The organism is Streptomyces sp. NBC_00045, assembly GCF_045041095.1.
In the GTDB taxonomy this organism is placed as follows: domain Bacteria; phylum Actinomycetota; class Actinomycetes; order Streptomycetales; family Streptomycetaceae; genus Streptomyces.
On sequence record NZ_CP108271.1, the window covers coordinates 7,089,108 to 7,115,113 of the forward strand.

At 73.0% G+C, this 26,006-nt stretch carries 22 protein-coding genes and 1 pseudogene; 12 read left to right on the forward strand and 11 right to left on the reverse strand.

Translation table 11 applies throughout. From position 1 onward, the window contains the following. Positions 1 to 14: 14 nt before the first annotated feature. Complete coding sequence (locus tag OHA65_RS32790; RefSeq protein ID WP_405763475.1) at positions 15 to 602, reverse strand: DUF1990 family protein; 588 nt, start codon at positions 600 to 602, stop codon at positions 15 to 17. 36 nt (positions 603 to 638) lie between these two features. Beyond that, a pseudogene (locus OHA65_RS32795) lies at positions 639 to 1,472 on the reverse strand (YndJ family protein); the annotation flags it as partial. 182 nt (positions 1,473 to 1,654) lie between these two features. Here OHA65_RS32795 and OHA65_RS32800 point away from each other — a divergent pair. From OHA65_RS32800 to OHA65_RS32820, 5 genes are all read left to right on the forward strand, one after another. After that, positions 1,655 to 3,028, forward strand: coding sequence for a DUF6777 domain-containing protein (locus OHA65_RS32800; RefSeq protein ID WP_327279755.1), 1,374 nt, complete (start codon positions 1,655 to 1,657; stop codon positions 3,026 to 3,028). Positions 3,029 to 3,035: 7 nt separating this feature from the next. Continuing rightward, on the forward strand, positions 3,036 to 5,099 hold the full coding sequence (locus tag OHA65_RS32805; RefSeq protein WP_327279756.1) for a SpoIIE family protein phosphatase: 2,064 nt from the start codon (positions 3,036 to 3,038) through the stop codon (positions 5,097 to 5,099). A 71-nt stretch (positions 5,100 to 5,170) separates the two neighbouring features. Then, a complete protein-coding gene (locus OHA65_RS32810) occupies positions 5,171 to 6,421 on the forward strand; it encodes a hypothetical protein (RefSeq protein WP_405763033.1) in 1,251 nt (416 codons plus the stop codon). A 32-nt stretch (positions 6,422 to 6,453) separates the two neighbouring features. Next, positions 6,454 to 7,314 carry a DNA-formamidopyrimidine glycosylase family protein gene (locus tag OHA65_RS32815; protein ID WP_327279758.1) on the forward strand — a complete coding sequence of 287 codons (861 nt, stop codon included), beginning with the start codon at positions 6,454 to 6,456 and terminating at the stop codon, positions 7,312 to 7,314. 26 nt (positions 7,315 to 7,340) lie between these two features. Continuing rightward, a complete protein-coding gene (locus OHA65_RS32820; RefSeq protein ID WP_327279759.1) occupies positions 7,341 to 7,766 on the forward strand; it encodes a hypothetical protein in 426 nt (141 codons plus the stop codon). Positions 7,767 to 7,867: 101 nt separating this feature from the next. On the opposite strand, the gene OHA65_RS32825 is transcribed toward OHA65_RS32820, so the two are convergent. Both OHA65_RS32825 and OHA65_RS32830 read right to left on the reverse strand, forming a co-directional pair. Further along, complete coding sequence (locus OHA65_RS32825) at positions 7,868 to 8,332, reverse strand: hypothetical protein (RefSeq protein WP_328765281.1); 465 nt, start codon at positions 8,330 to 8,332, stop codon at positions 7,868 to 7,870. 248 nt (positions 8,333 to 8,580) lie between these two features. Then, positions 8,581 to 9,120: a sigma-70 family RNA polymerase sigma factor gene (locus OHA65_RS32830; protein ID WP_327279760.1), complete on the reverse strand. Its 540-nt coding sequence runs from the start codon at positions 9,118 to 9,120 to the stop codon at positions 8,581 to 8,583. 269 nt (positions 9,121 to 9,389) lie between these two features. Between OHA65_RS32830 and OHA65_RS32835 the strand changes: the two genes are divergently transcribed. Next, positions 9,390 to 10,601, forward strand: coding sequence for a CapA family protein (locus OHA65_RS32835; protein ID WP_327279761.1), 1,212 nt, complete (start codon positions 9,390 to 9,392; stop codon positions 10,599 to 10,601). 60 nt (positions 10,602 to 10,661) lie between these two features. Here OHA65_RS32835 and OHA65_RS32840 read toward each other — a convergent pair whose 3' ends face one another. Then, the gene (locus OHA65_RS32840) at positions 10,662 to 11,123 is read right to left on the reverse strand and encodes a universal stress protein (RefSeq protein WP_327279762.1); all 462 of its coding nucleotides are present in this window, start codon (positions 11,121 to 11,123) and stop codon (positions 10,662 to 10,664) included. A 60-nt stretch (positions 11,124 to 11,183) separates the two neighbouring features. Here OHA65_RS32840 and lysX point away from each other — a divergent pair, with 60 nt between their 5' ends. Beyond that, complete coding sequence (gene lysX / locus OHA65_RS32845) at positions 11,184 to 14,489, forward strand: bifunctional lysylphosphatidylglycerol synthetase/lysine--tRNA ligase LysX (RefSeq protein WP_405763034.1); 3,306 nt, start codon at positions 11,184 to 11,186, stop codon at positions 14,487 to 14,489. A gap of 70 nt (positions 14,490 to 14,559) precedes the next feature. Beyond that, positions 14,560 to 15,492, forward strand: a complete 933-nt coding sequence (locus OHA65_RS32850) for a polysaccharide deacetylase family protein (protein WP_327279764.1) — start codon at positions 14,560 to 14,562, stop codon at positions 15,490 to 15,492. Between the two features lie 127 nt (positions 15,493 to 15,619). On the opposite strand, the gene OHA65_RS32855 is transcribed toward OHA65_RS32850, so the two are convergent. Next, positions 15,620 to 16,321 (reverse strand): class F sortase, encoded by a 702-nt coding sequence (locus tag OHA65_RS32855; protein WP_327279765.1) that lies wholly within the window; start codon positions 16,319 to 16,321, stop codon positions 15,620 to 15,622. Between the two features lie 353 nt (positions 16,322 to 16,674). Here OHA65_RS32855 and OHA65_RS32860 point away from each other — a divergent pair, with 353 nt between their 5' ends. After that, positions 16,675 to 17,211, forward strand: coding sequence for a hypothetical protein (locus tag OHA65_RS32860; RefSeq protein ID WP_327279766.1), 537 nt, complete (start codon positions 16,675 to 16,677; stop codon positions 17,209 to 17,211). Positions 17,212 to 17,367: 156 nt separating this feature from the next. Here the strand turns inward: OHA65_RS32860 and OHA65_RS32865 are convergent, their stop codons facing one another. The 3 genes from OHA65_RS32865 to OHA65_RS32875 form a co-directional block, all read right to left on the reverse strand. Next, positions 17,368 to 17,940, reverse strand: a complete 573-nt coding sequence (locus OHA65_RS32865; RefSeq protein WP_329315304.1) for a hypothetical protein — start codon at positions 17,938 to 17,940, stop codon at positions 17,368 to 17,370. A gap of 203 nt (positions 17,941 to 18,143) precedes the next feature. Next, positions 18,144 to 18,914: a hypothetical protein gene (locus tag OHA65_RS32870; RefSeq protein WP_327279768.1), complete on the reverse strand. Its 771-nt coding sequence runs from the start codon at positions 18,912 to 18,914 to the stop codon at positions 18,144 to 18,146. Positions 18,915 to 18,956: 42 nt separating this feature from the next. Beyond that, positions 18,957 to 19,118, reverse strand: a complete 162-nt coding sequence (locus tag OHA65_RS32875; protein ID WP_327279769.1) for a hypothetical protein — start codon at positions 19,116 to 19,118, stop codon at positions 18,957 to 18,959. An 828-nt stretch (positions 19,119 to 19,946) separates the two neighbouring features. On the opposite strand from OHA65_RS32875, the gene OHA65_RS32880 reads away from it, so the two are divergent. Together OHA65_RS32880 and OHA65_RS32885 are read left to right on the forward strand one after the other, a co-directional pair. Then, on the forward strand, positions 19,947 to 20,777 hold the full coding sequence (locus OHA65_RS32880) for an SAM-dependent methyltransferase (RefSeq protein ID WP_327285875.1): 831 nt from the start codon (positions 19,947 to 19,949) through the stop codon (positions 20,775 to 20,777). A 128-nt stretch (positions 20,778 to 20,905) separates the two neighbouring features. After that, the gene (locus OHA65_RS32885) at positions 20,906 to 23,050 is read left to right on the forward strand and encodes an EAL domain-containing protein (RefSeq protein WP_327285876.1); all 2,145 of its coding nucleotides are present in this window, start codon (positions 20,906 to 20,908) and stop codon (positions 23,048 to 23,050) included. A 176-nt stretch (positions 23,051 to 23,226) separates the two neighbouring features. Here the strand turns inward: OHA65_RS32885 and OHA65_RS32890 are convergent, their stop codons facing one another. Beyond that, positions 23,227 to 24,297 carry an FAD-dependent monooxygenase gene (locus OHA65_RS32890; RefSeq protein WP_405763037.1) on the reverse strand — a complete coding sequence of 357 codons (1,071 nt, stop codon included), beginning with the start codon at positions 24,295 to 24,297 and terminating at the stop codon, positions 23,227 to 23,229. Positions 24,298 to 24,402: 105 nt separating this feature from the next. Between OHA65_RS32890 and OHA65_RS32895 the strand changes: the two genes are divergently transcribed. Then, positions 24,403 to 25,047, forward strand: a complete 645-nt coding sequence (locus OHA65_RS32895; protein ID WP_327279771.1) for a TetR family transcriptional regulator — start codon at positions 24,403 to 24,405, stop codon at positions 25,045 to 25,047. A gap of 44 nt (positions 25,048 to 25,091) precedes the next feature. Here OHA65_RS32895 and OHA65_RS32900 read toward each other — a convergent pair whose 3' ends face one another. Beyond that, the gene (locus tag OHA65_RS32900; protein ID WP_327279772.1) at positions 25,092 to 25,970 is read right to left on the reverse strand and encodes a LysR substrate-binding domain-containing protein; all 879 of its coding nucleotides are present in this window, start codon (positions 25,968 to 25,970) and stop codon (positions 25,092 to 25,094) included. Positions 25,971 to 26,006: the final 36 nt, after the last annotated feature.

A 26,006-nucleotide genomic window follows, 5' to 3' on the forward strand; every position in this document is an offset into this window, starting at 1 on the left:
CAGTATCGGGCGGATCAGGCCTCGGCGGCCAGCTTGCGCAGGGTGCGGCCGAGCCGGCGGGCGTAGCACCGCTGGAGGAAGGGGACCACCGGGCCCGCGAGGCGCGTGTACCAGGCGCTGGGGCGGCTGAAGGCGGTCACCTCGAACCACACCGTGCCGTCGGGGTCCCGGTGCACCATGAAGGACTCTTCCCCGCACTCCGGGTGGCCGGTCAGGGTCCCGTACGCGAAGCCGATGCGCGCGGGCTCGTACGCCGTCCAGACCACCTGGCACGGCGCGCTGATCCGCACCGGCCCGCAGCCGATCCCGACCACCACCCGGCTCCCGGGCCGGACCGAGCCGTGGCCGGCCCGGATCAGCATGCCGGAGGCCCGGTGGGCGCCGAAGGTGGTGACGGCGGTCCCGGCGGTCTCGAAGACGGCCTGGCCGTGACCTATCCGGGTGCGGTGGTGCAGGTGGTTGTATCCGGCGGGCAGCGGGCGGTGCTGCGTCGCTCCCCGGTCGGCGTAGCTGAAGGAGCTGCTGCTGCCGGTGCTGCCGCTGCCGCTCGCGCGAGTGCTGCCGCTGCCGCGAGTGCTGGTGGTGCTGATGAGTCGGGTCATGGGGGTGGTCTCCTCCGGTCGGGCGGCGTCCCCGGTCAGCCGGCGCCAGGCCAGCAGCGAGCACAGGGCGAAGCCGAGCGCGTTGCCGAGACCATGGGTCGCGGCCATCCAGGTCAACGTGGGGTGTACGAGGTCGGTGGCCTCGCCGAGCGCCCACCACAGGGCGAGCAGCATGGTGGCCACCAGGACCGCGGCCGAGGTCGCCAGCAGCGCCCCGGTGGCGCGGTCCCGTGCGGCGGGGCGTATCTCCCGCCAGGTCAGCAGTGCCACCGCCCACATCCCGCCGGTCAGGACCACCGCTCCCGCCAGCTCCGCCCAGTCGTCCACGAAGTAGCCGAGGAGGACGAGCAGGGTCCCGCCGGGGACGCTGTAGGCGGCCCAGCGCGACAGCGCCCCGTGCGCGGGTGTGGCCGCCCGGCTCACCAGCCCTGCGACCAGGGCGGCGGTGAACCCGGCGAAGTGGAAGTGCGGCACGGTCAGCGCCAGGACGTCCAGATCGAAGTCGAACAGCCGGTACCCGGCGCGTTCGGCGACGAGGGCGGTCCCGGCGACCGACGGAGAGATCAGTGCGGTGAGCACGGCGATCTCCGCCGGTGCGGGCGCGCGGATCGCGCCGGCCGGTGTCCGCAGGGCCCGCAGCAGCCGGGCCGGGGCCCGGGCGGCGAGGGCCACCGTGGCCGCGGCGTAGCAGGCCGCGAGCGCCGTGGCCGCGGCGCCGCGCGGCAGCCAGAGGCACAGGGCCCCGGGGGCGGCGAGCAGGGGCCAGACCCGGGCGGTCGTACGCAGCCCGGCCGGGTCGATCAGACGCAGGCCGGCGGGGATGACGTAGAGCATGCCCAAGGTGACGATCAGGTGCACCAGTACCGTCACGGCGGACTCCCCTCCCGGCGCGGCCAAACGCCTTGAACGCGTTCAACTCGCAATGGCGACCTTACGAGGTTCCTTGAACATGTTCAAGACGCGCCCGTACCTCCGCCCCGGCGCTCCGGTTGCGGCCCTCCCGCGGATACGGCAGACAGGAGGGAACAACCGGGGCGAAAAGGGAGATAAACGTGCACGTACCGACACACCGTCAGGCTCCGCGCCGTCATACACCGCTCCGCGCCGCCGTCTTCACGCTCCTCGGGCTGCTCGCCGCGGCCTGCGGCAGCCCCGAAGAACCCACGAGCGCGGCCGGCCCCGAGAGCCAGGAGGTCCTGCTCCAGCCCGTCGCCTCGGCCGGCCCCGACCCCTTCACCGCCACCTCGGCCACCGCTGAGTCGGCCCCCGCGCAGCCCCCGCTGCCCAACCCCACGGGCCAGGGCGTCCGGACCGTCAAGGCGGACACCCCCGGCCTCTACGGCGGCACCAGGCGGCTGGGCAGCTGCGACGTGGAACAGCAGCTGCGCGCCCTCACCGAGGACGACGCCAAGGCCAAGGCCTTCGCCCAGGCCGTCTCCGTCGAGCCGGCGAAGCTCCCCGAGTTCCTGCGCGGCCTCACCCCGGTCGTCCTGCGCGCCGACACCCGCGTCACCAACCACGCCTTCCGCGACGGCCGGGCGGACGCCTTCCAGTCCGTCCTGCAGGCCGGCACCGCCGTCCTCGTCGACGACCACGGCATGCCCCGGGTCCGGTGCGCCTGCGGGAACCCGCTCCAGGCGCCGCGCGCGCCCAAGGGGTCGGCGCTCAAGGGCGACCAGTGGAACGGCTACCAGCCGCACCAGGTCATCGTCGTCGAACCGGCCCAGCACGCGATCAAGAGCCTGGTCATCGTCAACATCGCCGACAACACCTGGCTCGAACGCAAGACCGGCGACGACGGCGCCCAGGACCGCACCCCGCAGCCGGTCCCCGCGTACGACCCGGCCGAAGGCATCCCCGTCGGCCCCGTGACCCCGCCCGGAGCCGCCTCGGCGGAACCGTGCGCCCCGCCCGAGACCAACGACGGCGCGGGCGCCGGGGCGAACGGCCTGGCCCGGACCGCGCCGCCGGCCCCGCCCAAACCGCCCAGCGGACCCGCCGGGGTCCCGGCCCCCCAGGCCACGGACTGCGTGCCGGCGCAGAGCGAGCAGCAGGCCCAACCCGCCCAGCCCGCCCAGCCCGGCCAGCCCACGCCGGCGGCCCCGCAGCGGCAGCGGCCCGCGCAGCCGCCCGCACCTCCGCGCTCCGACGCGCCCCGGAACCAGCCGGGCGACGTACCCCCGGGAGCCCCCTCCGACCCCCTGGACCCCTTGGCCGACCCGCTCGCCGACCTTCCGCCGGACCTGCCCCCGCAGGGCCCGGCCGACCCGGGGCACCAGCCGGAACCCGACGGCTCGATGCCGCTGCCGCGCGACGCGGGCGACCCGGTCGCCCCGTACGACCAGGGCTCCCCGTACGACCCGTTCGGCGCCCCGGACCGGCGCCGGTCCCACTCGGACCCCGTCTCCTCGCTGGGGAGCGCCTGACCGGCCGGTGTGTCATGGTGGACCGGTGCCGACCACCGTATCGCTGCCGGACGATTGGCCCGCACACCCGGACCGGTCGCTCTCGCTGAACCGCATGGGCAGTTTCGACTGGGACCTGGAGACCGGTCTCATGCACCTGGACGCGGCTGCCCTCGACGTGTTCGACACGACGCCCGACGCGTACGACGGACGGCCCGAGTCCCTCTCCCCACGGGTCCCGCCCGCCGAGCAGACCCGGCTCGACGCCCTCGTCTCCAGCGCCCTCAAGAGCGGTGAAGACAGCTACGGCGCCTATTTCCGGATCCGCTGCAAGGACGGGCGGCTGCGCTGGACGCACACCCAGGGCCGCGTCATGCGCGGCCCCGACGGCCGCCCGTTCCGGATCATCGGCATCGTCCGCGACGCCACCGAGGAGCTCAGCCACTCGGCGGAACGCCTCGGCCTCGACGAGGAGCGGCGCCGCCAGACCTCGGTGGTCGAGAGCACCACCGCCGCCCTCGCGCACGCCCGGACCGTACGGGACGTCATCGACGTCATCGGCGACGCCCACGGTCTGGAGCGGCTCGGCTCCATGGGCATGGTGATGGGCCTCGTCGAGGCCGGGCGCATCCACCTCGTGGCCGAGGGCCCCCAGGACAGTTTCGTCCCCGGCACCCGGTACACCCGGATCGACGAGCAGTACCCGATGAGCGAGGTCGTCCGCTCGCTGCAACCGCGCTTCCTCGACTCCGCGGAGGAATTCGCCGAGGGCTATCCCGAGCTCTGGTCGAAGATCTCGTCCATGCGGATCTCGGCGGCCGCCTACCTGCCGCTGATCGCCCAAGCCCGCCCGATCGGCGCGATCGGACTGCTCTACCAGGACAAGGACGGCTTCACCCAGGACGAGCGGAACCTGCTGGTCGCCCTGGGCAGCAGCATCGCGCAGAGCCTCCAGCGCGCGATGCTGCTGGAACAGGAGCACGACCTGGCGGAAGGCCTCCAGCAGGCGATGCTGCCGCGCCGGATCCCCTCGGTGCCCGGTGCGGAGATCGCCGTACGGTACCGCTCCGCCCGGATGGGCCGGGACATCGGCGGCGACTGGTACGACGTCATCCCGCTGCCCGGCGGCCGGGTCGGCGCGGTCATCGGTGACGTCCAGGGCCACGACACCCACGCGGCGGCGGTCATGGGCCAGCTGCGCATCGTGCTGCGCGCGTACGCCGCCGAAGGCCACGCACCGGGCACGGTCATGGCCCGGGCCTCCGTCTTCCTGCACGAGCTGGACACCGACCGTTTCGCGACCTGCACCTACGTGGAGGCCGACCTCTCCACCGGCGTGCTCCAAGTGGTCCGCGCCGGGCACATCGACCCCCTGCTGCGCACCCGCGACGGGGACTGCCGGCGGCTGCCGGTGGAGGGCGGCATGCCGCTGAGCCTGTCGGCGGAGTTCGGCCGCCTGGCGTACCCGGTGACCACCGTCGAACTGGACCCGGGCGAAACGCTCCTGCTGTGTACCGACGGCCTCGTGGAACACCCCGGCGCGGACCTCGACGACGGGATCCAGCTGCTCACCGCCCTGGTCCGGAGCGGACCTGCGGACCTCGCACGGCTGGCGGACCGGCTCTGCGAGGTGATCGACGAGCGGGGCGGCGACGACGACATGGCCCTCCTCCTGCTGCGCCGCGAGGCCGAGGAAGCCCCGCAGAGCGGCGGCCGCCTCCAGCAGCACGTGGCCCCCGGCGACCCGGAAGCCCTGGTCGCCGCCCGCCACATGATCGGCGCGGCGGTGCGCGCGTGGGGCGCCCGGGACCGGGCCGACGAGATCGAACTCGTCGCCGACGAGCTCATCGTGAACGCCCTCATGCACACGGACGGCCCGGCGATCGTCACCCTCCGGGTCCTGACGGGGCCCGACCGCCGCCTCCGCGTCGAGGTCGAGGACCGCTCCAGCGCACTGCCGCGCCGCCGCGAGGCGGGCGTCTCGGGCGTCTCGGGCCGCGGCCTGATGTTGGTGGACCGCCTGTCGGACGTCTGGGGCGTGGAACCCCGGGGCAGCGGCAAATGCGTCTGGTGCGAGTTCGTGATGTCCTGACCCGCACCGCGCGGTCCGGCCGGCACCAAATCCGTTGCGGCCGCCGGCAGCCGTGGCGGATGATCAACGCGATGACCCAGATGACTGACGACGTCCGCCGGCTGATCAAGGCCGGAGATCTTCCCGGAGCCGTGCGCAGCCTGCGGCCCCACGCCGAGACCGCCCCCTTGGCCGACCTCGCGAAAGCGACGCGGCACCTGGCCGAAGCAGCCGGGTTCGACGACCTCGCCCGGGCCGCGAAGGCCGCCGCCCGCAAGCCCCACGACCCCCAGGCGCTCTACGACCTCGGCTACGGCTGCGTCGAGCACGGGATCGCGTTCCTCGCCGTGGCACCGCTGCGCCGGGCTTTCGCCCTGGTGCCCGACTCCCGGGGGCTGTTGCAGGAACTGACGTCCGCCCTGGAGGACGAGCACCGGCACGGCGAGGCCGCCGCCCTGCTCGCGGGGCGGGGTGCCGCCCTGGCTCCCTGGCCCGAGCGGTACCTGCTGGTCCACAACGCCCTCTTCGCGGGCGACCTCGACACCGCCCGCCGGACGGCCGCCGCCCTGCCGGACCCCGAGGACACCCGGTGGCTCGGCGCCCGGGACCGGCAGCGGCGGATCCTTGCCCGGACCGCGCTCGCCGAGGCTGCCGGCGCACTCGGCGGCCAGGACCTGCGCGGCTGGCACTTCGCCCTCACGGGAGGCCTGCTGGCCACCCTCTCCCCGTACGGCTTCGACGCGGGCATGACCGGCCGCTACGCCTACCTCGGCGACCAGCCCGCCCTGTGCCGCCACACCCTGCACCGGCTCGGCCTCGTCCTGGACGCCGCCGGCCGCCGCCCCGGCACCGTCTCCCTGCTGCCCGGCCGGCCCTGCCAGGCCATCGGGCTGGCGGCGGCCGAGCTGCTCGGGCTGCCCGCCGTACCGTACGATCCGGCACGCACGGACACCCTCGTGGTGGCGTACGACCTGAACGCCCACGACACCGAGCTCCTGTCCGGCCTGCACGGGCGCACCGACGGCCAGGTCCTGTACGAGCACGCCACCTGCTGGACCGACCCGCCGGCCGTGACCGCCGACGTCAGCGGCCTGCTGGCCCAGCACACCGTCGCCCCGTGGGCGGAGCAGGGACCGCGGCCCGCCGACCCCCGGCCCGCCGAGGAGCTCGCCCGCGACATCGTCACCGCCGACCCGACCCCGGACGAGGGCGACGGGCAGACCCCCGCCGACCCGGACCGGGCGCTGCGGACCTTCACCGAGGCCGTGGCCACCGGATGGCTCCGGGGCCCGCGCGACCGCGTCCGCTCACCCGGCCCGGTGCGCAGCTCCCGGTTCGGGTAGCCGGGGCGGGGGCGGCGGGGGAGGCTGGGTGCATGCCCGAGCTGCCCGAGGTCGAGGCCCTGAGGGAGTTCCTCGACGAGCACCTCGCCGGGCGGGTGGTGGAACGCGTCCTCCCGCTCGCCGTCAGCGTGCTCAAGACGTACGAACCGCCGCTCACCGCCCTCGAAGGGCAGCGGGCCGGTGCCACCACCCGCCACGGCAAGTTCCTCGCCGTGCGGATCGGCGAGCTCCACCTCGTCACCCACCTGGCCCGGGCCGGCTGGCTGCGCTGGCAGGACACCCTGCCCGACAAGCCGCCGCGCCCCGGCAAGGGGCCGCTCGCACTGCGCGTCCGCCTGGAGGGCGGCGGCGGCTTCGACCTCACCGAGGCCGGCACCCAAAAGCGCCTCGCCGCGTACGTCGTCCGCGACCCCCGGGAGGTGCCCGGCATCGCCCGCCTCGGTCCCGATCCGCTCGCCGACGCGTTCGACCGGGACGCGTTCGCCGCGCTCCTCACCGCAGAGCGGCGGCAGATCAAGGGCGTGCTGCGCGACCAGAGCGTCATCGCGGGGATCGGGAACGCCTACAGCGACGAGATCCTGCACGCGGCGAAGGTCTCGCCCTTCAAACTGGCCACCTCCTTCGACGAGGAGCAGGTCACCCACCTGTACGAGGCCGTCCGGCGGACCCTGCGCGAGGCCGTCGAGCGGGCGCACGGCGTCGCCGCCGGGAACCTCAAGGCCGAGAAGAAGAGCGGGCTGCGGGTGCACGGCCGGGACGGGGAGCCCTGCCCGGTGTGCGGGGACACCGTCCGGTCGGTGTCGTTCGCCGACTCCTCGCTCCAGTACTGCCCGACCTGCCAGACCGGCGGCAAGCCCCTCGCGGACCGGAGGTTGTCCCGCCTCCTCAAATGACGTCGCCCTGCGTAGACTCCGGCCCCATGGCCGAGCAGCAGCCGCCGTCGCGGCACCAGCAGCCGCCGTCGCCGTCCCGGCGCGAGGTCGTCACGGGTGTGCCGCGCGGCGCCCGCCGCCGACCGCCGGCGCACACCCCGGCCCGTTCGGAGATCTCCGAACAGACCACCTTGGGCGCCACCTACGTACGGGCGCTGATGCGCAGCCAGCTCCGGGCCGGGCTCGGGGCGCTGGGCGTCCTGACGCTGCTCGTCGGGACGCTGCCGGTGCTGTTCGCGCTGCCGCGCTCCGCATCTGGGCCGCCGGTCTGGGTGGCCCTCGGGCTGGTGGTGTATCCGGCGATGTGGCTGATCGCCCGCTGGTACGTCACCCGGGCCGAGCGCAACGAGGCAGATTTCACCGGCCTGGTGATGGATCCGGCCGAGGCGCCGGGCCCGCACCGGGACCGCTGACCCCGGCGCCCGCGGCAGAACACCGGAGCAGCGCCGAAGCAGCGTCGAAGCAGCGCCCGAGCGCCGTAACGGCACTGGAAGTCCTGCACAGTGATGGTTCGTCAGAACAGGTGCATCGCCAAGTGGCCCAACGGCAGGCCCAGCTGCCACGCGGGGGTCCACACCCGCGCGTTCTCGTCCAGGCCCACCGGGGTGTCGGTGTGGCCGTGCCGGCCCGGGTCGAGGTTGGTGGCGAACAGTTCCGTGCGGTCCAGCCAGCGCCAGGCGGCCCGGGCCAGTTCGAGGTCGGGGTCCTCGCCGCGGCCGCGCTCCCTGGCCTCCTCGCCCAGCGCGAGGAACCGGGTGTCCACCCAGTCGCGCCAGGGATGCCCGTACGCCGTCAGCGACAGCCATTCGTCGAGCTGCGAGACCACGCGGATCCCGGAGAGCTCGCCGGCCGCGTCGGAGAGGTAGATCGTCAGCGCGAGCGTGTCCCGCCCGGCGCGGAACTCCAGGGTACTGACCGGGATCAGCCGGCCCGTGCGCAGCAGTTCGTCGGCGATGTACTCCGCATAGAGCCATGCCATGGGCACCGCGAGCCCGCCGTCACTGGTGCCGTTCGTACCCTCGGGCTGCACCGTTCCACCTTCTCCCGCGCGTCGAGCTTCCGGTCGTCAGCCATGAGCCTTCACCGAGTGACTCGCGGAACGGGGGATGTTTACCCAACTTGAACGCTCTGAGGCCGATTTCGATGCGTTTTGTGTCCGATCCGCATGTATTCGTTTCGTTCGCCACGCGGCCTCCCTCGACCGGGCGCCGGGATGGGGCGCCGGAATCAGGCGCCGAGCCCGTAGCCGTACCCCTGGAGGTCCTTCCTCAGGGCGCGTAGCGCGTAGTACGTACGGGATTTGACCGTTCCCGCCGGGATCCCGAGCTCCGCCGCCGCCTCGGCCACCGAGCGGTCCTGGAAGTAGACCTGCATCAGGACCTCGCGGTGCTCCGGCCCGAGGGAGCCGACGGCCCGCCGGACATCGATCGCCGTGACCGAGCCGGCCACCGTGTCCTCGGGTGCGGGCGCCTGCTCCAGCCCTTCCGGGTCCACCTCCTGCGGTCGGGACAGCCGTGCGCGCCGGGCGTCGATCGCGAGGCGCCGCGCCACGGTGAACAGCCAGGGCCGCATGGACTCGTGATCGCTCTCCAGTACCTCCGGGTGCTGCCACGCCCGGACCAGGGTCTCCTGCACGAGGTCCTCGGCGCGCTGGGAGTCCCCGGCCGTGAGGCCGACCAGGAAACCGAACAGGGCCCGCCCGTGGTCGCGTTGGAGTTCGGCCAGTGCCTCGGGGTCCGTGCGCGGGAGGGTGGGGGAGAGGGGCACGAGTGGCTCCTTCCTGGGTCCGTTCGGCTCCGACGGACCCACCCTCACCTGCACGGAGCGCCCCGGGAACCGTCCCGTCCCGGCGTTGCGCCCAAGCACCCCGGTCAACCGGTGGGCGGCCGCGCCCGTCGGTGAACGGTCGAACGGCGCGGCGAACGGCCGCCCGGATGCGGAGGGGCGCCCTCCCTCGCAGCCGTAGTCCGACTGGTGACGTCTCTCCCTATGGATTACAGATGATCAGATAGTCCTACTAATGAGAGCTGGCTCAGATGACCAAGCGCACCCGGCAGGCCTTAGTGCTCCTGTCGGCAGTCCTCCTGGCCGCGGCCAGCGCAGGCTGTTCCACCAAGGAGCCCGCGCCGGCCCGTCTCGGCAACTCCCGTGCCCCGGCCCCGTCCACCGGCTCCGGGTCCCACTCGGCCCGGGCCGACGGCGCCGCGAAGGGCTTCACCCTGGTGGCGACCGGCGACGTGCTGCCGCACGACTCGGTCATCAAGCGGGCGGCGGCCGACGCCGAGGGTGACGGCCACGACTTCAAACCGATGTTCTCCCTGGTCAAGCCGGTGGTCTCGGCCGCTGACCTGGCGATCTGCCACATGGAGACCGTGTATGGGGAGGACGGCGGGCCGTTCACCGGCTACCCGGCCTTCCAGTCCCCGCCCGAAGTGGCAGACGGGCTGAAGGACGCCGGGTACGACGGCTGCTCCACGGCCTCGAACCATACGCTGGACGCCGGTGCCGAAGGGCTGCGGCGTACCCTCGACAAGTTCGACGAGGCCGGTCTGAAGCACGCCGGTTCGGCCCGTACGGCGGCCGAAGCGGCCACGCCGACCGTGTACTCGGCGGGCTCCGCGAAGGTCGCGCACCTGGCGTACACGTACGACACGAACGGCTACCCGATGCCGGAGGGGCGGCCCTGGGCCGTCAACCTGATGGAGAAGGACAAGATCATCGCGGACGCCCGGGCCGCCCGGAAGGCGGGCGCCGACGTGGTCCTGGTCAGCCTGCACTGGGGCACGGAATGGCAGACCGAGCCGGACGAGAAGCAGCTCTCGCTCGGCAAGGAGCTGACGGCCTCGCAGACCGGCGGGCGCCCCGACATCGACATGATCCTGGGCACGCACGCGCACATCCCGCAGGCCTACGAGAAGGTCAACGGGACGTGGATCATCTACGGCATGGGCGACCAGGTGGCCGGCGAGATGTTCAACTACTCCGGCGCGCGGGACATGCGCGGCAACTACGGTTCGATCGGCCGCTTCACCTTCGCCCCACCGGCCGCCGCGGGCGGGCGCTGGCAGGTCGTCAAGGCCGAGTTCATCCCCCAGATGATGGACCTGTCCGCCGGCAAGGTCGTCAATCTGCCCGCCGCCCTCGCCCAGGACCCCGGACACGACGAGTACGAGAGCGCCCAGGACGCCGTCAGCGAGGCCGTCCTCGGCCGCGGCGCGGCCAAGGACGGCCTGACCATGGCGAAGTAGCCCCCCCGGCGGGTCTCCCCGGCCGGCGCCTCCGGACCTCCGGCCGGCGCCTCCGGCCCGTTACGGAACCACCGTGACGGGCCAGCGGCCCGCCTTGACCAACCGGACCGCCACCGAACCGACGATGCGGTGTCCGGCCTGCTCCGAGGCGCCGACCACCACCGCGTCCGCCGTCAGCTCCTGCGCCGCGCTCACCAGCCCCGCGTACGGATCGCCGCGGAAGGTGTGGAACTGCCAGCGCACCTCGTAGATGCCCTTGAGCCGCTCCGCCGCCTCCCGGATCTCGGCCACCAGGCCCTCGGCGATCTCGCCCGTGGTGTCGGCCACCGGCGCGCCCAGCGAGGCCCCGGCCGGCATCACCGGCTGGACGTACACCAGCGCCAGCAGCGCGTTCTGCCGCCGGGCCAGCCCCGCCGCGTACGCCGCCGCCCGCAGGGAGGACTCCGACCCGTCCACGCCGGCCAGGATCACCTTGGGGCCGTCCGTACCGCGTTCGAATCCCGTGTTCACGTGCTCTGTCACGCTCCCCACGTTATGTCCTTCGCCGCGCGCGGCGGCGCGGGCCTCCCTACAGTGCGAACCATGAGTGCCACCACGGAGGAGACCCGGGGAACGCGGAACCGATTCCTCAACCGGGTGCCCGACGCGTTCGCGGCGTTCTTCGGAACGCTCGGACTGCTGTGCGCCCTCCTGGCGCTCTCCCCGACGCTGCGGCACCTCCTGCGGCACGTCGTGCGCTTCCTCGACGCGATCGTGGTGCCCGTCAGCGCCAACCTCGCCTACGCCGTCTTCCTGTTCCTGCTCGCCGCCGCCCTCGGCACCCGCAAGAAGGTCGCCTGGTGGATCGTCGTCACCTATCTGGCCCTGCTCGTCCTGGTCGACGTCCTGATCATCGCCGACGAGTACTACTGGATCGGCGGGCCCTCCATGGGCCTCGCCGTGGCCGCCCTCGGGATCCTGATCGCCGCCCGCAAGGAGTTCTACGCCGCCTCCCGGCCCGGAGCCTTCTGGCGCGCCCTGTTCGTCCTGGGCCTGGGGCTGCTCGTCGCCGTGCTGCTCGGCTGGGGTCTGGTCGCCCTGTTCCCCGGCACCCTGCCCAAGGGGCAATGGCTGGACTGGGCCGCCCGGCAGGTCTTCGGCGGCCTCGTTTCGCCCCGCCAGTTCGACGGCCAGCCGCCCCGCCCGCTGTACTTCTTCCTCGGCCTCTTCGGCGCCCTCGCCCTGCTGAACGCCGCCTCGACCCTGTTCCGCTCGCAGCGCCTGACCGCCGCCCTGCACGGGGACGAGGAACCCCGCATCCGCGCCCTGCTCGGCGCCTACGGCCGCAGCGACTCCCTCGGCTACTTCGCGACCCGCCGTGACAAGGCCGTCGTCTTCGCCCCCAACGGCAGGGCCGGCGTCACCTACCGCGTCGAGGCCGGCGTCTGCCTCGCCAGCGGCGATCCGGTCGGCGACCCCGCCGCCTGGAGCCCCGCCGTCGACGCCTGGCTCACCGTCGCCCGCCGCCACGGCTGGCAGCCCGCCGTCATGGGCGCCTCCGAGGACGGGGCCACCGCGTACGCCCGTTCCGGGCTCAGCGCCCTCCAGCTCGGCGACGAGGCGATCCTGCACGTCGCCCACTTCGACCTCGACGGCCGCGACATGCGCGTGACCCGGCAGGCCGTCAACCGCGTCAAGCGCGCCGGAGCCACCACGATCATCCGCCGCCACTCCGCCCTCACCGAGGAGGAGATGCAGTGGATCATCGACCGCGCCGACACCTGGCGCGATACCGAGACCGAGCGCGGGTTCTCCATGGCCCTGGACCGGCTCGGCGACCCCGCCGACGGGGACTGCCTGCTCGTCGAGGCCTTCGACGCCCGGGGCGAGCTGATCGCCCTGCTGTCCTTCGTCCCCTGGGGCAAGGACGGCATCTCCTTGGACCTGATGCGCCGCGACCGCACCGCCCCCAACGGCGTCATGGAGTTCATGGTCGCCGAGCTGTGCGCCGCCGCCCCGGGCCTGGGCGTGCACCGGATCTCCCTCAACTTCGCCGTCTTCCGCTCCGCCTTCGAGGAGGGCGGGCGGATCGGCGCCGGCCCGGTCCTCAAGCTGTGGCGCAAACTGCTGCTGTTCTTCTCCCGCTGGTGGCAGCTGGAGGCCCTGTACCGCTCGAACGTCAAGTACGGGCCCGAGTGGTACCCGCGGTTCCTCTGCTACCAGGACGCCGGCTCGCTCGCCCGGGTCAGCCTCGCGTCCGGCATCGCAGAGGGCTTCGTCTCCGTACCCAGCCTGCGCAAACTCTGGGGCAACGCGCACGCCCGGGGCCTGACCGCACCCGCCAGCACAGAAGGGTTGCCCCCCATCGACTCCCTCGGGCTGGACCTCGTGGGGGCGGAGGCCGCAAGGGCGGCGCGGGCCGAGCGGCTGCCCGAACAGGTCCGGGTCCGCCACCACAAGCTGGAGCGCATCCGGGCGGCCGGCACCGACCCGTACCCCGTCGGCATCCGGCAGCGCACCCACACCGTGGCCGAGCTGTCGGCCGCGCGCCCCGCACTTGGGCCCGGCGCCCGATCCGGAGAACAGGCCGCCCTCGCCGGCCGGGTGATGCTCGTGCGCGACCTCGGCGGCGTGGTCTTCGCCGTCCTGCGCGACTGGTCCGGGGACGTGCAGCTGATGTTCACCCGCGACGAGAGCGGCCCCGACGTACTGGACTCCTTCACCTCCCAGGTCGACTTCGGCGACCACGTCGTCGCGAGCGGAGAGGTCGGCGCCAGCCGCAGCGGCGAGCCGTCCCTCCTGGTCACCTCCTGGCAGCTCACCGGCAAGTGCCTGCGCCCGCTCCCCGACAAGCGCAAGGGCCTGGCCGACCCCGAGGCGCGCGTCCGGCGCCGCTACCTCGACCTGGTCGCGAGCCCCGAGGCGCGGGACGTCGTACGGGCCCGTTCCTCGGCCGTCCAGGCGCTGCGCCAGGGACTGCTGGACCGCGGCTACCTCGAAGTCGAGACGCCGATGCTCCAGCAGATCCACGGCGGGGCCAACGCCCGGCCGTTCCGGACCCACATCAACGCCTACGACCTCGACCTGTACCTGCGCATCGCGCCGGAGCTGTACCTGAAGCGGCTGTGCGTCGGAGGCCTGGAGAAGGTCTTCGAGATGGGCCGCACCTTCCGCAACGAGGGCGTCTCCTACAAGCACAACCCCGAGTTCACGATGCTGGAGGCGTACCAGGCCTTCGCCGACTACGACGTGATGCTCGACCTCACGCGCGAGCTGATCCAGGGCGCCGCGACCGCCGCCTTCGGCTCGCCGGTCGCCCACAAGGCGGGCCCGGACGGCAAGCTCGTCGTCCACGACATCTCCGGACCCTGGCCGGTCAAGACGATGTACGGGGCGATCAGCGAGGCCCTCGGCGAGGAGGTCGACGCCGACACCGCGGAACACGTCCTGCGCCGGCTCTGCGACCGGGCCAAGGTGCCCAACGCGCCCGAGGACACCCGCGGCGACGTGGTGCTGGAGATGTACGAGCGCCTGGTGGAAGAGAAGACCAAGCTTCCCACCTTCTACAAGGACTTCCCCACCGACGTCTCCCCGCTGACCCGGCAGCACCGCAAGGACCCGCGCCTCGCCGAGCGCTGGGACCTGGTCGCCTTCGGGACCGAACTGGGCACCGCCTACTCGGAGCTGACCGACCCGGTGGAGCAGCGGCGCCGGCTCACCGCCCAGTCGATGCTCGCGGCGGGCGGCGACCCGGAGGCGATGGAACTCGACAACGACTTCCTGGACGCGCTGGAGTACGCGATGCCGCCGACCGGCGGTCTGGGCATCGGCGTCGACCGGCTGGTCATGTTCCTCACGGGCCTCACGATCCGCGAGACGCTGCCCTTCCCGCTGGTGCGGCGCGGCTGATCGGGTGAGGGGAGGCCCGCGCGTTCGTGCCTCTCGACATCTGCGGGGATGTCGTTGATACGTAGTAATAATGAAAAATGACGAGCCGACAGTAGGGCGACGCGTGCTCCTGCGTACCGCCGTCTTCCTCGGAATCGCCGCGGCCTCCGGACTGCTCACCGGCGGCGAGACCGGCGCACCCGGCCAGAGCGCGGCGGGCGGCGCACCGGGCGCGGGCCTCGGCGCGGCCCCCGGAGGCGGCACGGCGGTCGGGGCGCCGGGGCCCGGCGGAGCCGCCGGACCGGGCGGAGCCCGCGCCCTGCGTCCGCAGGCCCCCGGGCAGGCCGCGTACCGGCTGAGCCCCATGACCTCCGAGACGCCGCTGCGGGCGCCCGCAGCCAAGCCCGCCGTACGGACCCGGCCCATCCTGCAACTGCCTCCCGACGCCCGCACCGCGAGCGCCATGGTGCTCACATTCGACGACGGGCCGGACCCCCGCTACACCCCGGCCATCCTCGACACCCTCGCCCGGTACGACGTCCGTGCCATGTTCTTCGTCTGCGGGGAGATGGCCACCGACAACCGGGACCTGTTGCGCCGGATGGCCACCGAGGGCCACTTGATCGGCAACCACACTTGGACCCACCCGCTCATCCCCACGCTCAGCCGGCCCGCCCTTACCGACGAGATCGCCCGCACGAGCGAGGTCGTACAACAGGCGGTGGGGGAGGCGCCAATGTGGTTCAGGGCGCCGTACGGGGCGTGGAACCGGGCCGCGTTCGAGATCGGGGCCGAGCTGGGCATGGAGCCGCTCGCCTGGACGGTGGACACGCTGGACTGGACGGAGCCGGGTACGACCACGATCGTCTCGAACGTCCTCAAGGGCGCGGCGCCGGGCGTGATCGTGCTCAACCACGACGCGGGCGGCGACCGCTCGCAGAGCGTCCGGGCGGTGAGCACGTACCTGCCCCAACTCCTGTCCCGCGGCTACCGGATGACGCTGCCCACGCTGCCGCCCCGCTGAAGAGGACGTCTCCCGCGGCGGCGCTGCCGGGCAGCCGGGCGGGGCGGGGGCCGGGCCCGGGAGGGGGACGGGGCATGGTGCGGGCCCCGGCGGCGGCCCCGCGCACTGCGGCGGGGCCGCCGGCCGCTCAGCGGGCCTGCACCATCCGGGCGAAGACGACGACGTTGCCGTCGTAGCCGCGGGCCTTGGAGTAGCCGCCGCCGCAGGTGATCACGCGCAGTTCCGGCTGCCCGGTGTCCCCGTAGACGCGCGCTCCGGGGAACGTCTCCTTCGAGAAGACCTCCACGCCGTACACCTCGAACACCGCCGTGCGCCCGTCGTACCGCTCCACCTCGATGTGGTTGCCCTTGCGCAGCGCGCCCAGGCCGTAGAAGACCGCCGGGCCGTTCGCGTTGTCGACGTGGCCCACGATCACCGCCGAGCCCCGCTGACCCGGCGCGATGCCGTTGAGGTACCAGCCGGCCAGGTTCGGGTCCTGCGGAGGCGGCGCCGCGATCCAGCCCTGCGCGTCCAGCTCGACGGGCATCACCGGGGCGTCCACCTTGATGTTGGGGATCTTGATGCGCTGGACCGACGAGTGTTCCAGCGGCTCCACCTCCGCGGGCGGCGCGGGCTGCTGCTGTTGCATCGGCTGCTCACCCTGTCCCGCCGGATCCGCCGGCAGCTGCTCGGCGGGCACCCCGACCGCCGCCGCGGCAGCCGGCTGCGGCGGCCCGTCGCCGACGTCCGCTCCGTTGCGCATCATGGCGAGGCCGCTGAGCATGACCAGCGCGAGCACGCCCCAGGGGGATCGTCTTCTCGGTGGCTGCTCGCTCTCGTCCTCGGTCATGGCTCTCCCTTCCCGACGCGGGGGTCCCGACCCGCGTTCTTGTCCCACCCCTGTACGCCCTTTCTTCACGCACGCTAAGGCTGCTTGCGCAAGACGGCGATCGGTGAAGGGCGAACGGGTGGCGGGGCCGGAAGGGGTGCGCCCATCCAGGTATTCGTCACATAAATGCCTGACGGGTCGTGACCTGCGGATCCGTCAGCCGGGCCGCGCGTGTCGCGGCGTGTCGCTCAACCTTGCGGCCCAAAGCCGGAAATGCGCTGGTTGCGAGCCGCCCCGAGGGTTCGAGATGGGAGGCGTTCTCGTCGATCTTCCCGGGCGACCGCTCCGGGGCGCTTCCCGCTGGAGGTTCCACCATGCGTGTTCTCCGCGCCCTCACCGTGGCCGCGGCGGCCTGCGTAGCCGTCGGGCTCAGTACCCCGTTCGCCGGCGCGAACCCGTCCGACCCGTTGGGCGGCTCTCCCGCGGGCAGCAACGGGAGCAACACCGGCAACGGACCGAGCAACGTCACCGTCAATCCGTACAACGTGCACCAGGGCTCGACGATGCAGGTCAGCGCGGCCGGATGCCGCCACGGCGGCACGGTCTGGTCGGCCGGCAACTTTCCCCAGACGAACCTGTCGGCCGGCTCCACCGGGTTCGCCACCGTCCGGATCTTCAACCACGCCTCGCCCGGCAACCACACGCTGTCGGTCAAGTGCAACGACAACAGCCTGGTCGCCACCCACCGGTTCACGATCCTCCAGGGCAACGGCGCACAGGGCGGTATCGGCGGCTCGTTCGGCCCGTCCACCGCCGAGACCGCCATCGGGGCGGGCCTCGTTGGAGTCGCGGCCCTGGGCGCGGGCGTCCACGTGATGCGCCGGCGCCGTCCGCTGCGCGGGCGGGCCTGACGGCAGGCCTCCCCGGTCTCAGCGCTGCGCAGCCCGGGAAACGCCGGTCGCCCCGAATCCCTGCCGGGATCCGGGGCGACCGGCGGTCGGTGCCCGTTGGGGGGTGTCCGCCGCGCAGGACGGTCGCGGGAAGGCGAGGAGGCGCGTGGACGGCGGTCAGTGGCTGCGCGTGGAGGCGCGGCGGCGCAGTGCGTACGCCGTACCGCCCGCGGCCGCGAGGAAGAGCGCGGCGCCCGCGCCGAGCTCCCGGGAATCCATCCCGGCCACGCTGCCGCCCAGACCGCCGCGGACACCGAGGGAGGCACCTTGGGAGGCTGCCGACCTGCTGGTCGACGCGGAGGTGGAACTGGTGGTCGGCCGGGAGGTGCCGCCGGTGATGGTGAGGTCCGCCGAACCGGTCTCCCCGTTGCAGGTGAAGGAGACGGAGTACACGGCTCCGCGACGGGCGTCGCGGTCCACGGTCACCCGGGCGGTCTGGCCGCGGGCGATGCTCACGGTGTCGAAGACCCCGGAGGAGGCGGTGGCGTAGGCGGCATTGCAGCCGCTGACGGAGAGCACCGTCTGGCCGCCCGGGGCGACCGTCGACGGTGTGATGGCGAAGCCGAACGAGGTGACGGGCTGGGCCTCGGCCGCGGTCGCGGAGGGCGCGCCGAGGACGCCGAGCGTGAGTACGGCACCCGTGGCGCCGGCGCTCAGCAGGGCTGTGGCGTTGGTACGTATCGCACCCATGGTTGATTCTCCGGATCCCCGAGGAGCAGCCGCGGAACGGTTTCCGCACGTGGGGGGTCGTGCGCCTCGATGTCCGCCACGCTAGGTCCGGGCGTCGTGACCCGCGATCAGGAACGGGCGAATGGGGCACGGGCGTGGGCCGAACCGGGGACGGGAGGCCCGTCCCCGGTTTGGCCGCGCGCTCGCCGGGCCCGGCCGGAGCCTCAGCCGCCGAGCGGCAGATGCGGGAACTGCGCGAGGAAGGGCTCGGCGGTTGCCGCGATGCCCCGCCCGAACGGCGCGTCGAAGTCCCAGATCAGGAACAGCAGGAACGCGATGAGGGCACTGAACAGGCCCGCCAGCAGCATCTCGCGGAACGACCGCCTGATCTGCAGGGTGAAGATCAGACCCACGGTCACCAGGGCGCCGACGATCAGCCCGAACCACACCACCCCCGGCATGGTGGCCCCGGCACTGGAGCCGCGTGCGCTGCGGGCGTCGTCGACCACCGCGACCTGGTCCACCAGCGGCTGGTAAGCCTGCCCCTCGTGGTCGGTCTGCGGCTCGTAGTCCGTGACGTCCCGGCGGATGCGCTCCAGCAGCTCCCCGCTGTGGTCGGTGAGATCGCCGTGGTCGGCCATCTCCTGCCACTCCGTGTCCACCACGTACGTCACGTACGCGTCGACGTCGGAGCGGATCTTCTTGCGCACCTCGGCCGGGTAGACCTCGGAGCGGACGCTGATCTCGTGCAGGGCCTGCGCCTCCTGACGCACGTACTCCTGGGCGGCCCCGCGGCCCTCCCAGACGCCGGCGATCGCCAGGCCCAGCACGATCGCGTAGATCACCCCGATCATCATCGTCATGTACTCGATGACGTCCGGGGTCTCGTTGGGATCGTCGTTCTCGCTGATCCGCCGGTGGTTGAAGAAGGCGATGGACAGCACCACGGCGCAGGCCGCTGCCATCGCGAGGGACAGGACGAGCCATTCCGACAAGATGACTCCCAATCGGTCACGAAGGTGGTGTGCGGGGCGGGTCTAGCGCGGGCGCAGCGCGACGATCGCGAGCACCGCGGGAGCCGCGGTCATCAAGGTGAAGGTCACCGGTGAGATGTGGTGCTCGACCTTCTTGGCCGCCGCCGTGCGGTAGGCGGGCCTGGCCACCGGCTTCTTCGGCGGCGGGGCGGGCGGTGTCTCCACCGGGGGCGGCGCCTGCACTCGAAGCTGCGGGGCGGCCACCGGCCTCGGCGGGGCCGGCGCGGGGGGCTCGGGCTTCGGCTGCGGGGCTGGCGGTGGCGGCGGTGGCGTGGGCTTCGGGGCCGGCGGGGGTGGGGGCACCGGTGCGGGTGTCGGAGTGGGTTTCGGGGTCGGTTGAGGCGTCGGCGTCGGCGTCGGGGTGGGGGTCGGTATCGGCGGGCACGGCGGGGGAGGCGGCGGAGGTGGGCAGTGGTGGCCGCTGTGGCCGCCGTCGCCGTGGTGGCCGCCGGGGCCGTTTCCGTGCCCGTCGCCGTGCCCGTCGCCGTGATGTCCGCCACCCCGGCCGCTCGCGGCGGCCCCGCTTCCGGCGACCGCGACCAGTCCGACGGCGGCCGTGCCGTCCCCGGTGTCGATCGTCGCGTAGGCGCAGCTATCAGCCACGGCCGGCGTGGCGGACAGCGCCGCCCACAGCAGCACCGGGACCACCAGCAGGCGTCTGGTACAGGCTCTGTTCACCCGGGGAGCATGGGCTCACGTGCGCCCGCGCACGCGGAGCTCGGCTGCGGTTCGCCTGAACGGATGGAGCGGAGACCGTAGAGGTTTGAGCCACGGAATAGGCCAGTCCGGTCATATACATGCACATTCTCAAAAGCGACTTGTCGGTTTCGGTCATTCGCTGCGCGAGGGGCCGAGGAGGCCTTTGGTGTGTGATGAAGAACGGATCACCAATTTCCGCTTTTGCTCGCTCCGTTGGGCAATGATCAGTACATTCGGCTCGGACAGGCGTCCGACCCCGGACGGACCCCGCAGGACTACGGCTTGGAGACCCCGATGGAGCGCCCCGCCTGGGCCCCGCCAGGTATCGACATATCGGTGCCGAGCGTGTCCCGCATCTACGACTACTACCTGGGCGGCTCCCACAACTTCGAGGTCGACCGCCAGGCCGCCCGCCGCGCCATGGAGTTCCTGCCGGGCCTTCCCAAGATCATGCAGGCCAACCGGGCCTTCATGCGCCGCGCCGTCCGCTACGCCGTGGCCCAGGGGGTCACCCAGTTCCTCGACATCGGCTCCGGCATCCCCACCTTCGGCAACGTCCACGAGATCGCCCGGGCCGCCAGCCCCGACGCCCGCGTCGTCTACGTGGACCACGACCCGGTGGCCGTCGCACACAGCCGCGCCGTCCTCGCCGGCGACGACCGCACCGGCATCGTCGCCGCCGACCTGCGCAAGCCGCAGGACATCCTCGCCAGCCCGGAGGTCGCGCAGCTGCTCGACCTGGAACGCCCCGTCGCCCTGTTGCTCGTCGCCGTCCTGCACTTCCTGGAGGACGCGGACGACCCCTACGCCGCCGTCGCCGAGCTGCGCGACGCGCTGGCCCCCGGCAGCCTCCTGGTGCTCACGCACGCCTCCTACGAGGGGATCCCCCTCTCCCCGGAGGTCGCGTCCGGAACCGTCGGCGTCTATCGGGACATCCGCAACCCGCTCGTGATGCGCAGCGGAGAACAGATCACCAGCTTCTTCGACGGGTTCGAGCTCGTCGAACCCGGCGTGGTGTCCATGCCCCTGTGGCAGCCCGAGGGAACCGAGGACCCGGAGGACGCGGACGCGCCCGAGGACCCGTACGCCTTCTCGGGCTTCGGCGGAGTGGGACGCAAGGCGTGAGATCCCCGGCCGCGGTGCCCTCCGGCACACCGACCCCGAAGAACGCAGGGCCCGCGCAGGGAGCGGAGCCCCCGGCCCCGCTCACGGGCCCGCCGGCACCGGCGGGCCCGTCGGCGGGTCCTGCCGCGCTGCGGAGCGGACTGGAAGACCGGATCGGGCGCTTCGCGACCATCTGGGGGCGGGCGATCTTCCCCGTCACCGCGACCTCGCTGACCCGCGTCGAGTTCGAACAGCACCTGATACCGCTCGCCCGGACCCTCGCCGAGGCCCTGCACGCCAGGCCCTTCGACGCGGGCGTCGCCCAGCGGGTGGGGGCCGAACTCGTCGCCGTGCACTGCACCGACCCCGAGGCACTGGCCGGCACGCTCGGCGTGGTCGAGTCGTACCTCGTCCTCTACTGCGGCCCCGACGGCGTCGGCGTGGAGGGCACCGAGGAGTACCGCTCGCGCTGCGCCCGCCTCCAGCACGGGATCGCGGCCGGATTCGCCCGCGCCCTGCGCGAGCGCACCCTGCGGGAGCAGGAGGCCATCGCCCGCTCCGCGCTGACCGCCCGCATCGACGCCCAGCAGGCCCTGCACGCGAGCGAGGAGCGCTTCCGGGCGGTCTTCGAGGGCGCGGCCGTCGGCATCGGCATCGCCGACCTCGAAGGCAACGTCCTGGAGGTCAACGACGCACTGCTGCAGATGTTCGGCGGAATGCGCGGACACGTCCGGGGCCGCAACGTCAGCGAGTGGGGCCACCCCGACGACGCCCCGCACGTCTGGCGGATGTACGGCGAACTCGTCCGTGGCGAACGCGAGAGCTACCGCGTGGAGAAGCCGTACTACCGCCACGACGGGACCGTGCTGTGGACCAACCTGACGGTGTCGCTGCTGCGCGACGCCGAAGGCGTGCCCCAGTACCAGCTGGCCCTGATGGAGGACACCACCGAGCGCCGGCTGCTGAACCTGCGCCTGCGCTACGAGGCCACCCATGACGCCCTGACCGGGCTGCCGAACCGGACGCTGTTCTTCGAACGCCTGGAGAAGGCCCTGAGTGGCGCCGGCGGCAGCCGCTTCGGCCTCTGCTACCTGGACCTCGACGGCTTCAAGGCGGTCAACGACAGCCTCGGCCACTCGGCGGGCGACCGGCTCCTGGTGGAGGTCGCCGACCGGCTGCAGAGCTGCGCGACGGGCCCCGGCGAGGTCGTCGCACGACTCGGCGGCGACGAGTTCGTGGCGCTGACCACCGGCTCGGACACCGAGGAGAAGGTGACCGAACTGGCTGTCCGGATCCTGTCCGCCCTCTCGGCGCCCATCCGGATCGAGGGCCGTGAGCTGTCGGTCCGCGGCAGCATCGGCATCGTGGAGGGCCCGGCCCGCGAGCGCACCCCGGCGGAGGTGCTGCGCAGCGCCGATATCACCATGTACCGGGCCAAGGCGGCCGGCGGCAACCGCTTCGAGTTCGCCGACGCCGAGGCCGACGCCCGGGCCATCACCCGGCACGGCCTGACCAACGCCCTCCCGGCGGCGCTGGAGCGCGGCGAGTTCTTCATCGAGTACCAGCCGCTGGTCCACATGCACGACGGCAGCGTCCACGGCGCGGAGGCCCTCGTCCGCTGGTCGCACCCGCAGTACGGGGTCCTCGGGCCGGACCGCTTCATCCCGCTTGCCGAACGGACCGGGCTGATCGTGCCGCTCGGCCGCTGGGTCCTGGAGGAGGCCGTCCGCCAGGCCCGCAACTGGCAGCGCCAGCACGGCGGCTCGGCCCTGCGGATCAACGTCAACCTCTCGCCGACCCAACTCCACCACCCAGGCCTGGTCGCCGACACCGTCGCGGTCCTGGAGAACTCGGGCCTGGCCCCGGGCGCCCTGTGCCTGGAGGTCACCGAATCGGCCCTGATCGGCGCCGACGACGAACTCCTGGAACCCCTGCGCCGGCTCGCCGCCCTCGGCGTGGACATCGCGCTCGACGACTTCGGCACGGGCTACTCGAACCTGGCGAACCTGCGCCGCCTCCCCGTCAGTGTCCTGAAGCTGGACCGCTCCTTCACCAAGGGGATGCAGCAGCAGCCCGCCAACCCGGTCGACGTCAAGATCGTGGAAGGCATCGTCGCCCTGGCCCACAGCCTCGAACTCGCCGTCACCGTCGAGGGAGTGGAGACCGGAGCCCAGGCCGCTCAGCTGCGCGACCTCGGCTGCGACACCGCCCAGGGCTGGTACTACGCCCGCCCCGGCGCCCCCGACCGCATCCACGCCCTCTCGCTGTCGGACGCCGTGCCCACGCCTTCCTGAGGCCCGCCCGTCCGGCCGCCGCCGGGGGGCTCGCTCCGGATCAAGGGCCGGACCCGGAGCCCGCGCCGAACCCGAGCCCGACCCGGCGCCCGAGCTTCGGCGGGTGACCGGGGGAGGCCCCGATGGCCGCGCTGGCAGGCGATGGCTGCGGTGCCGGGTGATGGCTGCGGTGCCGGTCACTCCATCCCCGCCTCCGTACCCCGGCCGGGGGTCCGGACGGCCGCCACGACCCGTTCGTACCGCCGCGCCGTGTCGGCCACCACCTCGGTGACCACCGGAAGCCGCTCCGCCTGGTAGGCGTCGAGCACCTCCTCCCCGGCCTCCCCGCCGAGGGCGGTGGCGAGGGTCCGCGCCAGGGCGGTGGCGTCCTCGATGCCGGTGTTCATTCCGAGCCCGCCGGCTATGGGGTGGACGTGCGCGGCATCCCCGGCGAGGAAGGCCCGGCCCTCCCGCATCCGTGCGGCCACGCGCACGTTGACCCGCCAGGTCGAGAGCCAGGTGGGGTCTTCGAGCTGGATCTCGGGCATCCGGGCGCACCGGTCGAACAGCCGCTGGAAGCTCTCCAGCGAGGGCGGCACCGGTTCGCCGTGTTCATCGTGCTCGGGCGCGGCCTGCAGCTGGAAGGAGTCCGTCCCCGGCATCGGGCAGAGCATGATCCCGCCGCCTTCCGAAGTGAACCACTGGTGCCAGAACTCCCGGCTGAGCCCGGGAGCCCGGACGTCCCCGATGACCATCGCGGGCTCCTCCTCCGTGCTCCCCTCGAAGGGGATGGCGAGGAGCTTGCGGGTGGCGCTGCGCCCGCCGTCACACCCGGCGAGGTAGCGGGCCGCGATCACGGTGCCGTCGGCCAGCTCCGCCCGGACCTCGGCCGCGTCCTGGGTGATTCCGGCGAGCTGGGCTCCGTACTCGACCGCCACGCCCAGCCCGGCGAGCCGCTCGCGCAGTGCCTCCTCGGTCTGCCACTGCCCTATCAGCAGCCCGGTGCCGTCCGTGGGGGTGTCGTTGATGGGCGCTCCGTCGAAGTACTTGCGCAGGACCACTGCCTCATTGCCGATGCCGATCAGGGACTCGGCCACGCCCAGCTTCTCGAAGATCTCCAGACTGCTCTGCCGGAGGCCCTTGCCGCGGGATTCGCGGTGCGGTGCGGTGCGCTGGTCGATGACCCGGACGGCGGCTCCGCGCAGGGCGAGGTCGCAGGCCAGGGTCAGTCCAGTGGGGCCGGAGCCCACGATCAGTACGTCCGTCATCGGATGTCCTCTCCTCGTCGTTGCCTCAAGGAAAGCGCCTCCCCCGAGAAAAAGCAACCCGGTTAAGAAAATGACTGAGTCACGAATTCGTGGTACGCTCGCGGTATGGAGAACACGACGGGTCTGCGCGAGAACAAGAAGCTCCGTACGCGCGGCCGGCTGGCCGCCACGGCGCTGGAACTCTTCCTGGAGCGGGGCTTCGATGCCGTGTCGGTGGCGGACGTCGCCGCCGCGGCCGAGGTCTCCAAGCCCACCCTGTTCCGGTACTTCCCGAGCAAGGAGGACCTGGTGCTCGACCGCTTCGCCGACCATCAGGACGAGGCGGCGCGCATCGTGCGCGACCGGCCCGCCGGGCAGACGGCGGTGGGCGCGGTTCACGCGCACTTCCTCGGAGCCCTCGCCGAACGGGACCCGATCACGGGGCTGTGCGACCACCCGGGAGTGCTCGCGTACCAGCGGCTCCTGTACACCACCGCCAGCCTGGAGACCCGGCTCGGCCACTACACCGACCGCGAGGTGGAACTGTTGGCCGCCGTACTCGAAGCACAGTCCGTCCTGCCGCTCGCCGCCCGGCTGGCGGCGACGCACCTGGTGGCGGTCCGGCATGAGTTGGGCCGGGAGAACTGGCGGCGCCTGGACTCCGGCCAGAGCGCCGACGACGCCCACCCGGCCGCCGTGGCCGACGCCGACCTGGCCTTCGCGATGCTGGCCGACGGGCTCGACAGGGCCCTTCCCATAGCCGGGGCCTGACGCCGTCCCACGGGGCGGCGCGGCGCGTCGTTCGGGCGTCCGGTTCAGCCCAGCAGGATGCGCTTCAGTTCACGAGCCGCGCGCGGGGGAGCGACGTCCGTGCGGTGGGCCAGCGCGATCGTGCGGCGCAGCGGCGAGCCCGCCAGCGGGGTGGCGCGCAGCCCCGGTCCGCCGTGGTCGACCACCATCGCCGGGACCACCGCCACGCCGAGCCCCGCGCGGACGAAGCCCAGGACCGCGTCCATTTCCCCGCCCTCCACCGTGAACACCGGCTCGAACCCCTCCGCCCGGCAGGCGGCCACCGTCAGGTCCCGCAGGTCGTATCCGTGGCGGAACATCACCATCGGCTCATCGCGCAGGGCCGACACCGTGAGCGGGCCACCGCCCGCCGGAGGCGGCAGCTCCGCGGAGGAGACCACCACGAGGTCCTCCGTCAGCAGCTCCACCGTGGTCAGCGCCGGAGCCGAGGGCGGTAGCGGCAGCGCGATCAGGGCCAGGTCCAAGGCCCCGCGCGCGAGCTCCCGTACGAGATCCAGCGAACCGCTCTCCTCGATCAGCAGCTCGATCCCCGGATGCGCGGTGTGGAAGGCGCGCAGCACGTCCGGCAGCAGGCCCGTGCACACGCTCGGCGTCGCCCCCAGCCGGACCCGCCCGCGCCGCAGCTGTGCCAGTTCCTGGACCTCCAGCCGCGCGGTGTCCGCGTCCGCCAGGATGCGCCGGGCCAGCGGCAGTAGCGCCTCACCCGCATCGGTGAGCGCGATGTTGCCCCGCGCGCGGCTGAACAGCTCTGCGCCCAGCTCCCGTTCGAGCGCCTTGATCTGCTGCGAGAGCGACGGCTGGGCGACGTGCACGCGTTCCGCGGCCCGGGTGAAGTGGTGGGTCTCGGCGACGGCCACGAAGTACAGGAGCTGCTGGAACTGCATGGCACCAGAATAGGGCCCTACATAGGAAGTGCCTAT

Bases quoted from the DNA above. Each gene is read 5' to 3' on its own strand.
- OHA65_RS32790 (WP_405763475.1), bottom strand. From the start codon at position 602: ATGACCCGACTCATCAGCACCACCAGCACTCGCGGCAGCGGCAGCACT.
- OHA65_RS32810 (WP_405763033.1), top strand. From the start codon at position 5,171: ATGACCCAGATGACTGACGACGTCCGCCGGCTGATCAAGGCCGGAGAT.
- OHA65_RS32815 (WP_327279758.1), top strand. From the start codon at position 6,454: ATGCCCGAGCTGCCCGAGGTCGAGGCCCTGAGGGAGTTCCTCGACGAG.
- OHA65_RS32820 (WP_327279759.1), top strand. From the start codon at position 7,341: ATGGCCGAGCAGCAGCCGCCGTCGCGGCACCAGCAGCCGCCGTCGCCG.
- OHA65_RS32825 (WP_328765281.1), bottom strand. From the start codon at position 8,332: ATGGCATGGCTCTATGCGGAGTACATCGCCGACGAACTGCTGCGCACG.
- OHA65_RS32835 (WP_327279761.1), top strand. From the start codon at position 9,390: ATGACCAAGCGCACCCGGCAGGCCTTAGTGCTCCTGTCGGCAGTCCTC.
- lysX (WP_405763034.1), top strand. From the start codon at position 11,184: ATGAGTGCCACCACGGAGGAGACCCGGGGAACGCGGAACCGATTCCTC.
- OHA65_RS32850 (WP_327279764.1), top strand. From the start codon at position 14,560: ATGAAAAATGACGAGCCGACAGTAGGGCGACGCGTGCTCCTGCGTACC.
- OHA65_RS32855 (WP_327279765.1), bottom strand. From the start codon at position 16,321: ATGACCGAGGACGAGAGCGAGCAGCCACCGAGAAGACGATCCCCCTGG.
- OHA65_RS32860 (WP_327279766.1), top strand. From the start codon at position 16,675: ATGCGTGTTCTCCGCGCCCTCACCGTGGCCGCGGCGGCCTGCGTAGCC.
- OHA65_RS32865 (WP_329315304.1), bottom strand. From the start codon at position 17,940: ATGGGTGCGATACGTACCAACGCCACAGCCCTGCTGAGCGCCGGCGCC.
- OHA65_RS32880 (WP_327285875.1), top strand. From the start codon at position 19,947: ATGGAGCGCCCCGCCTGGGCCCCGCCAGGTATCGACATATCGGTGCCG.
- OHA65_RS32890 (WP_405763037.1), bottom strand. From the start codon at position 24,297: ATGACGGACGTACTGATCGTGGGCTCCGGCCCCACTGGACTGACCCTG.
- OHA65_RS32895 (WP_327279771.1), top strand. From the start codon at position 24,403: ATGGAGAACACGACGGGTCTGCGCGAGAACAAGAAGCTCCGTACGCGC.
- OHA65_RS32900 (WP_327279772.1), bottom strand. From the start codon at position 25,970: ATGCAGTTCCAGCAGCTCCTGTACTTCGTGGCCGTCGCCGAGACCCAC.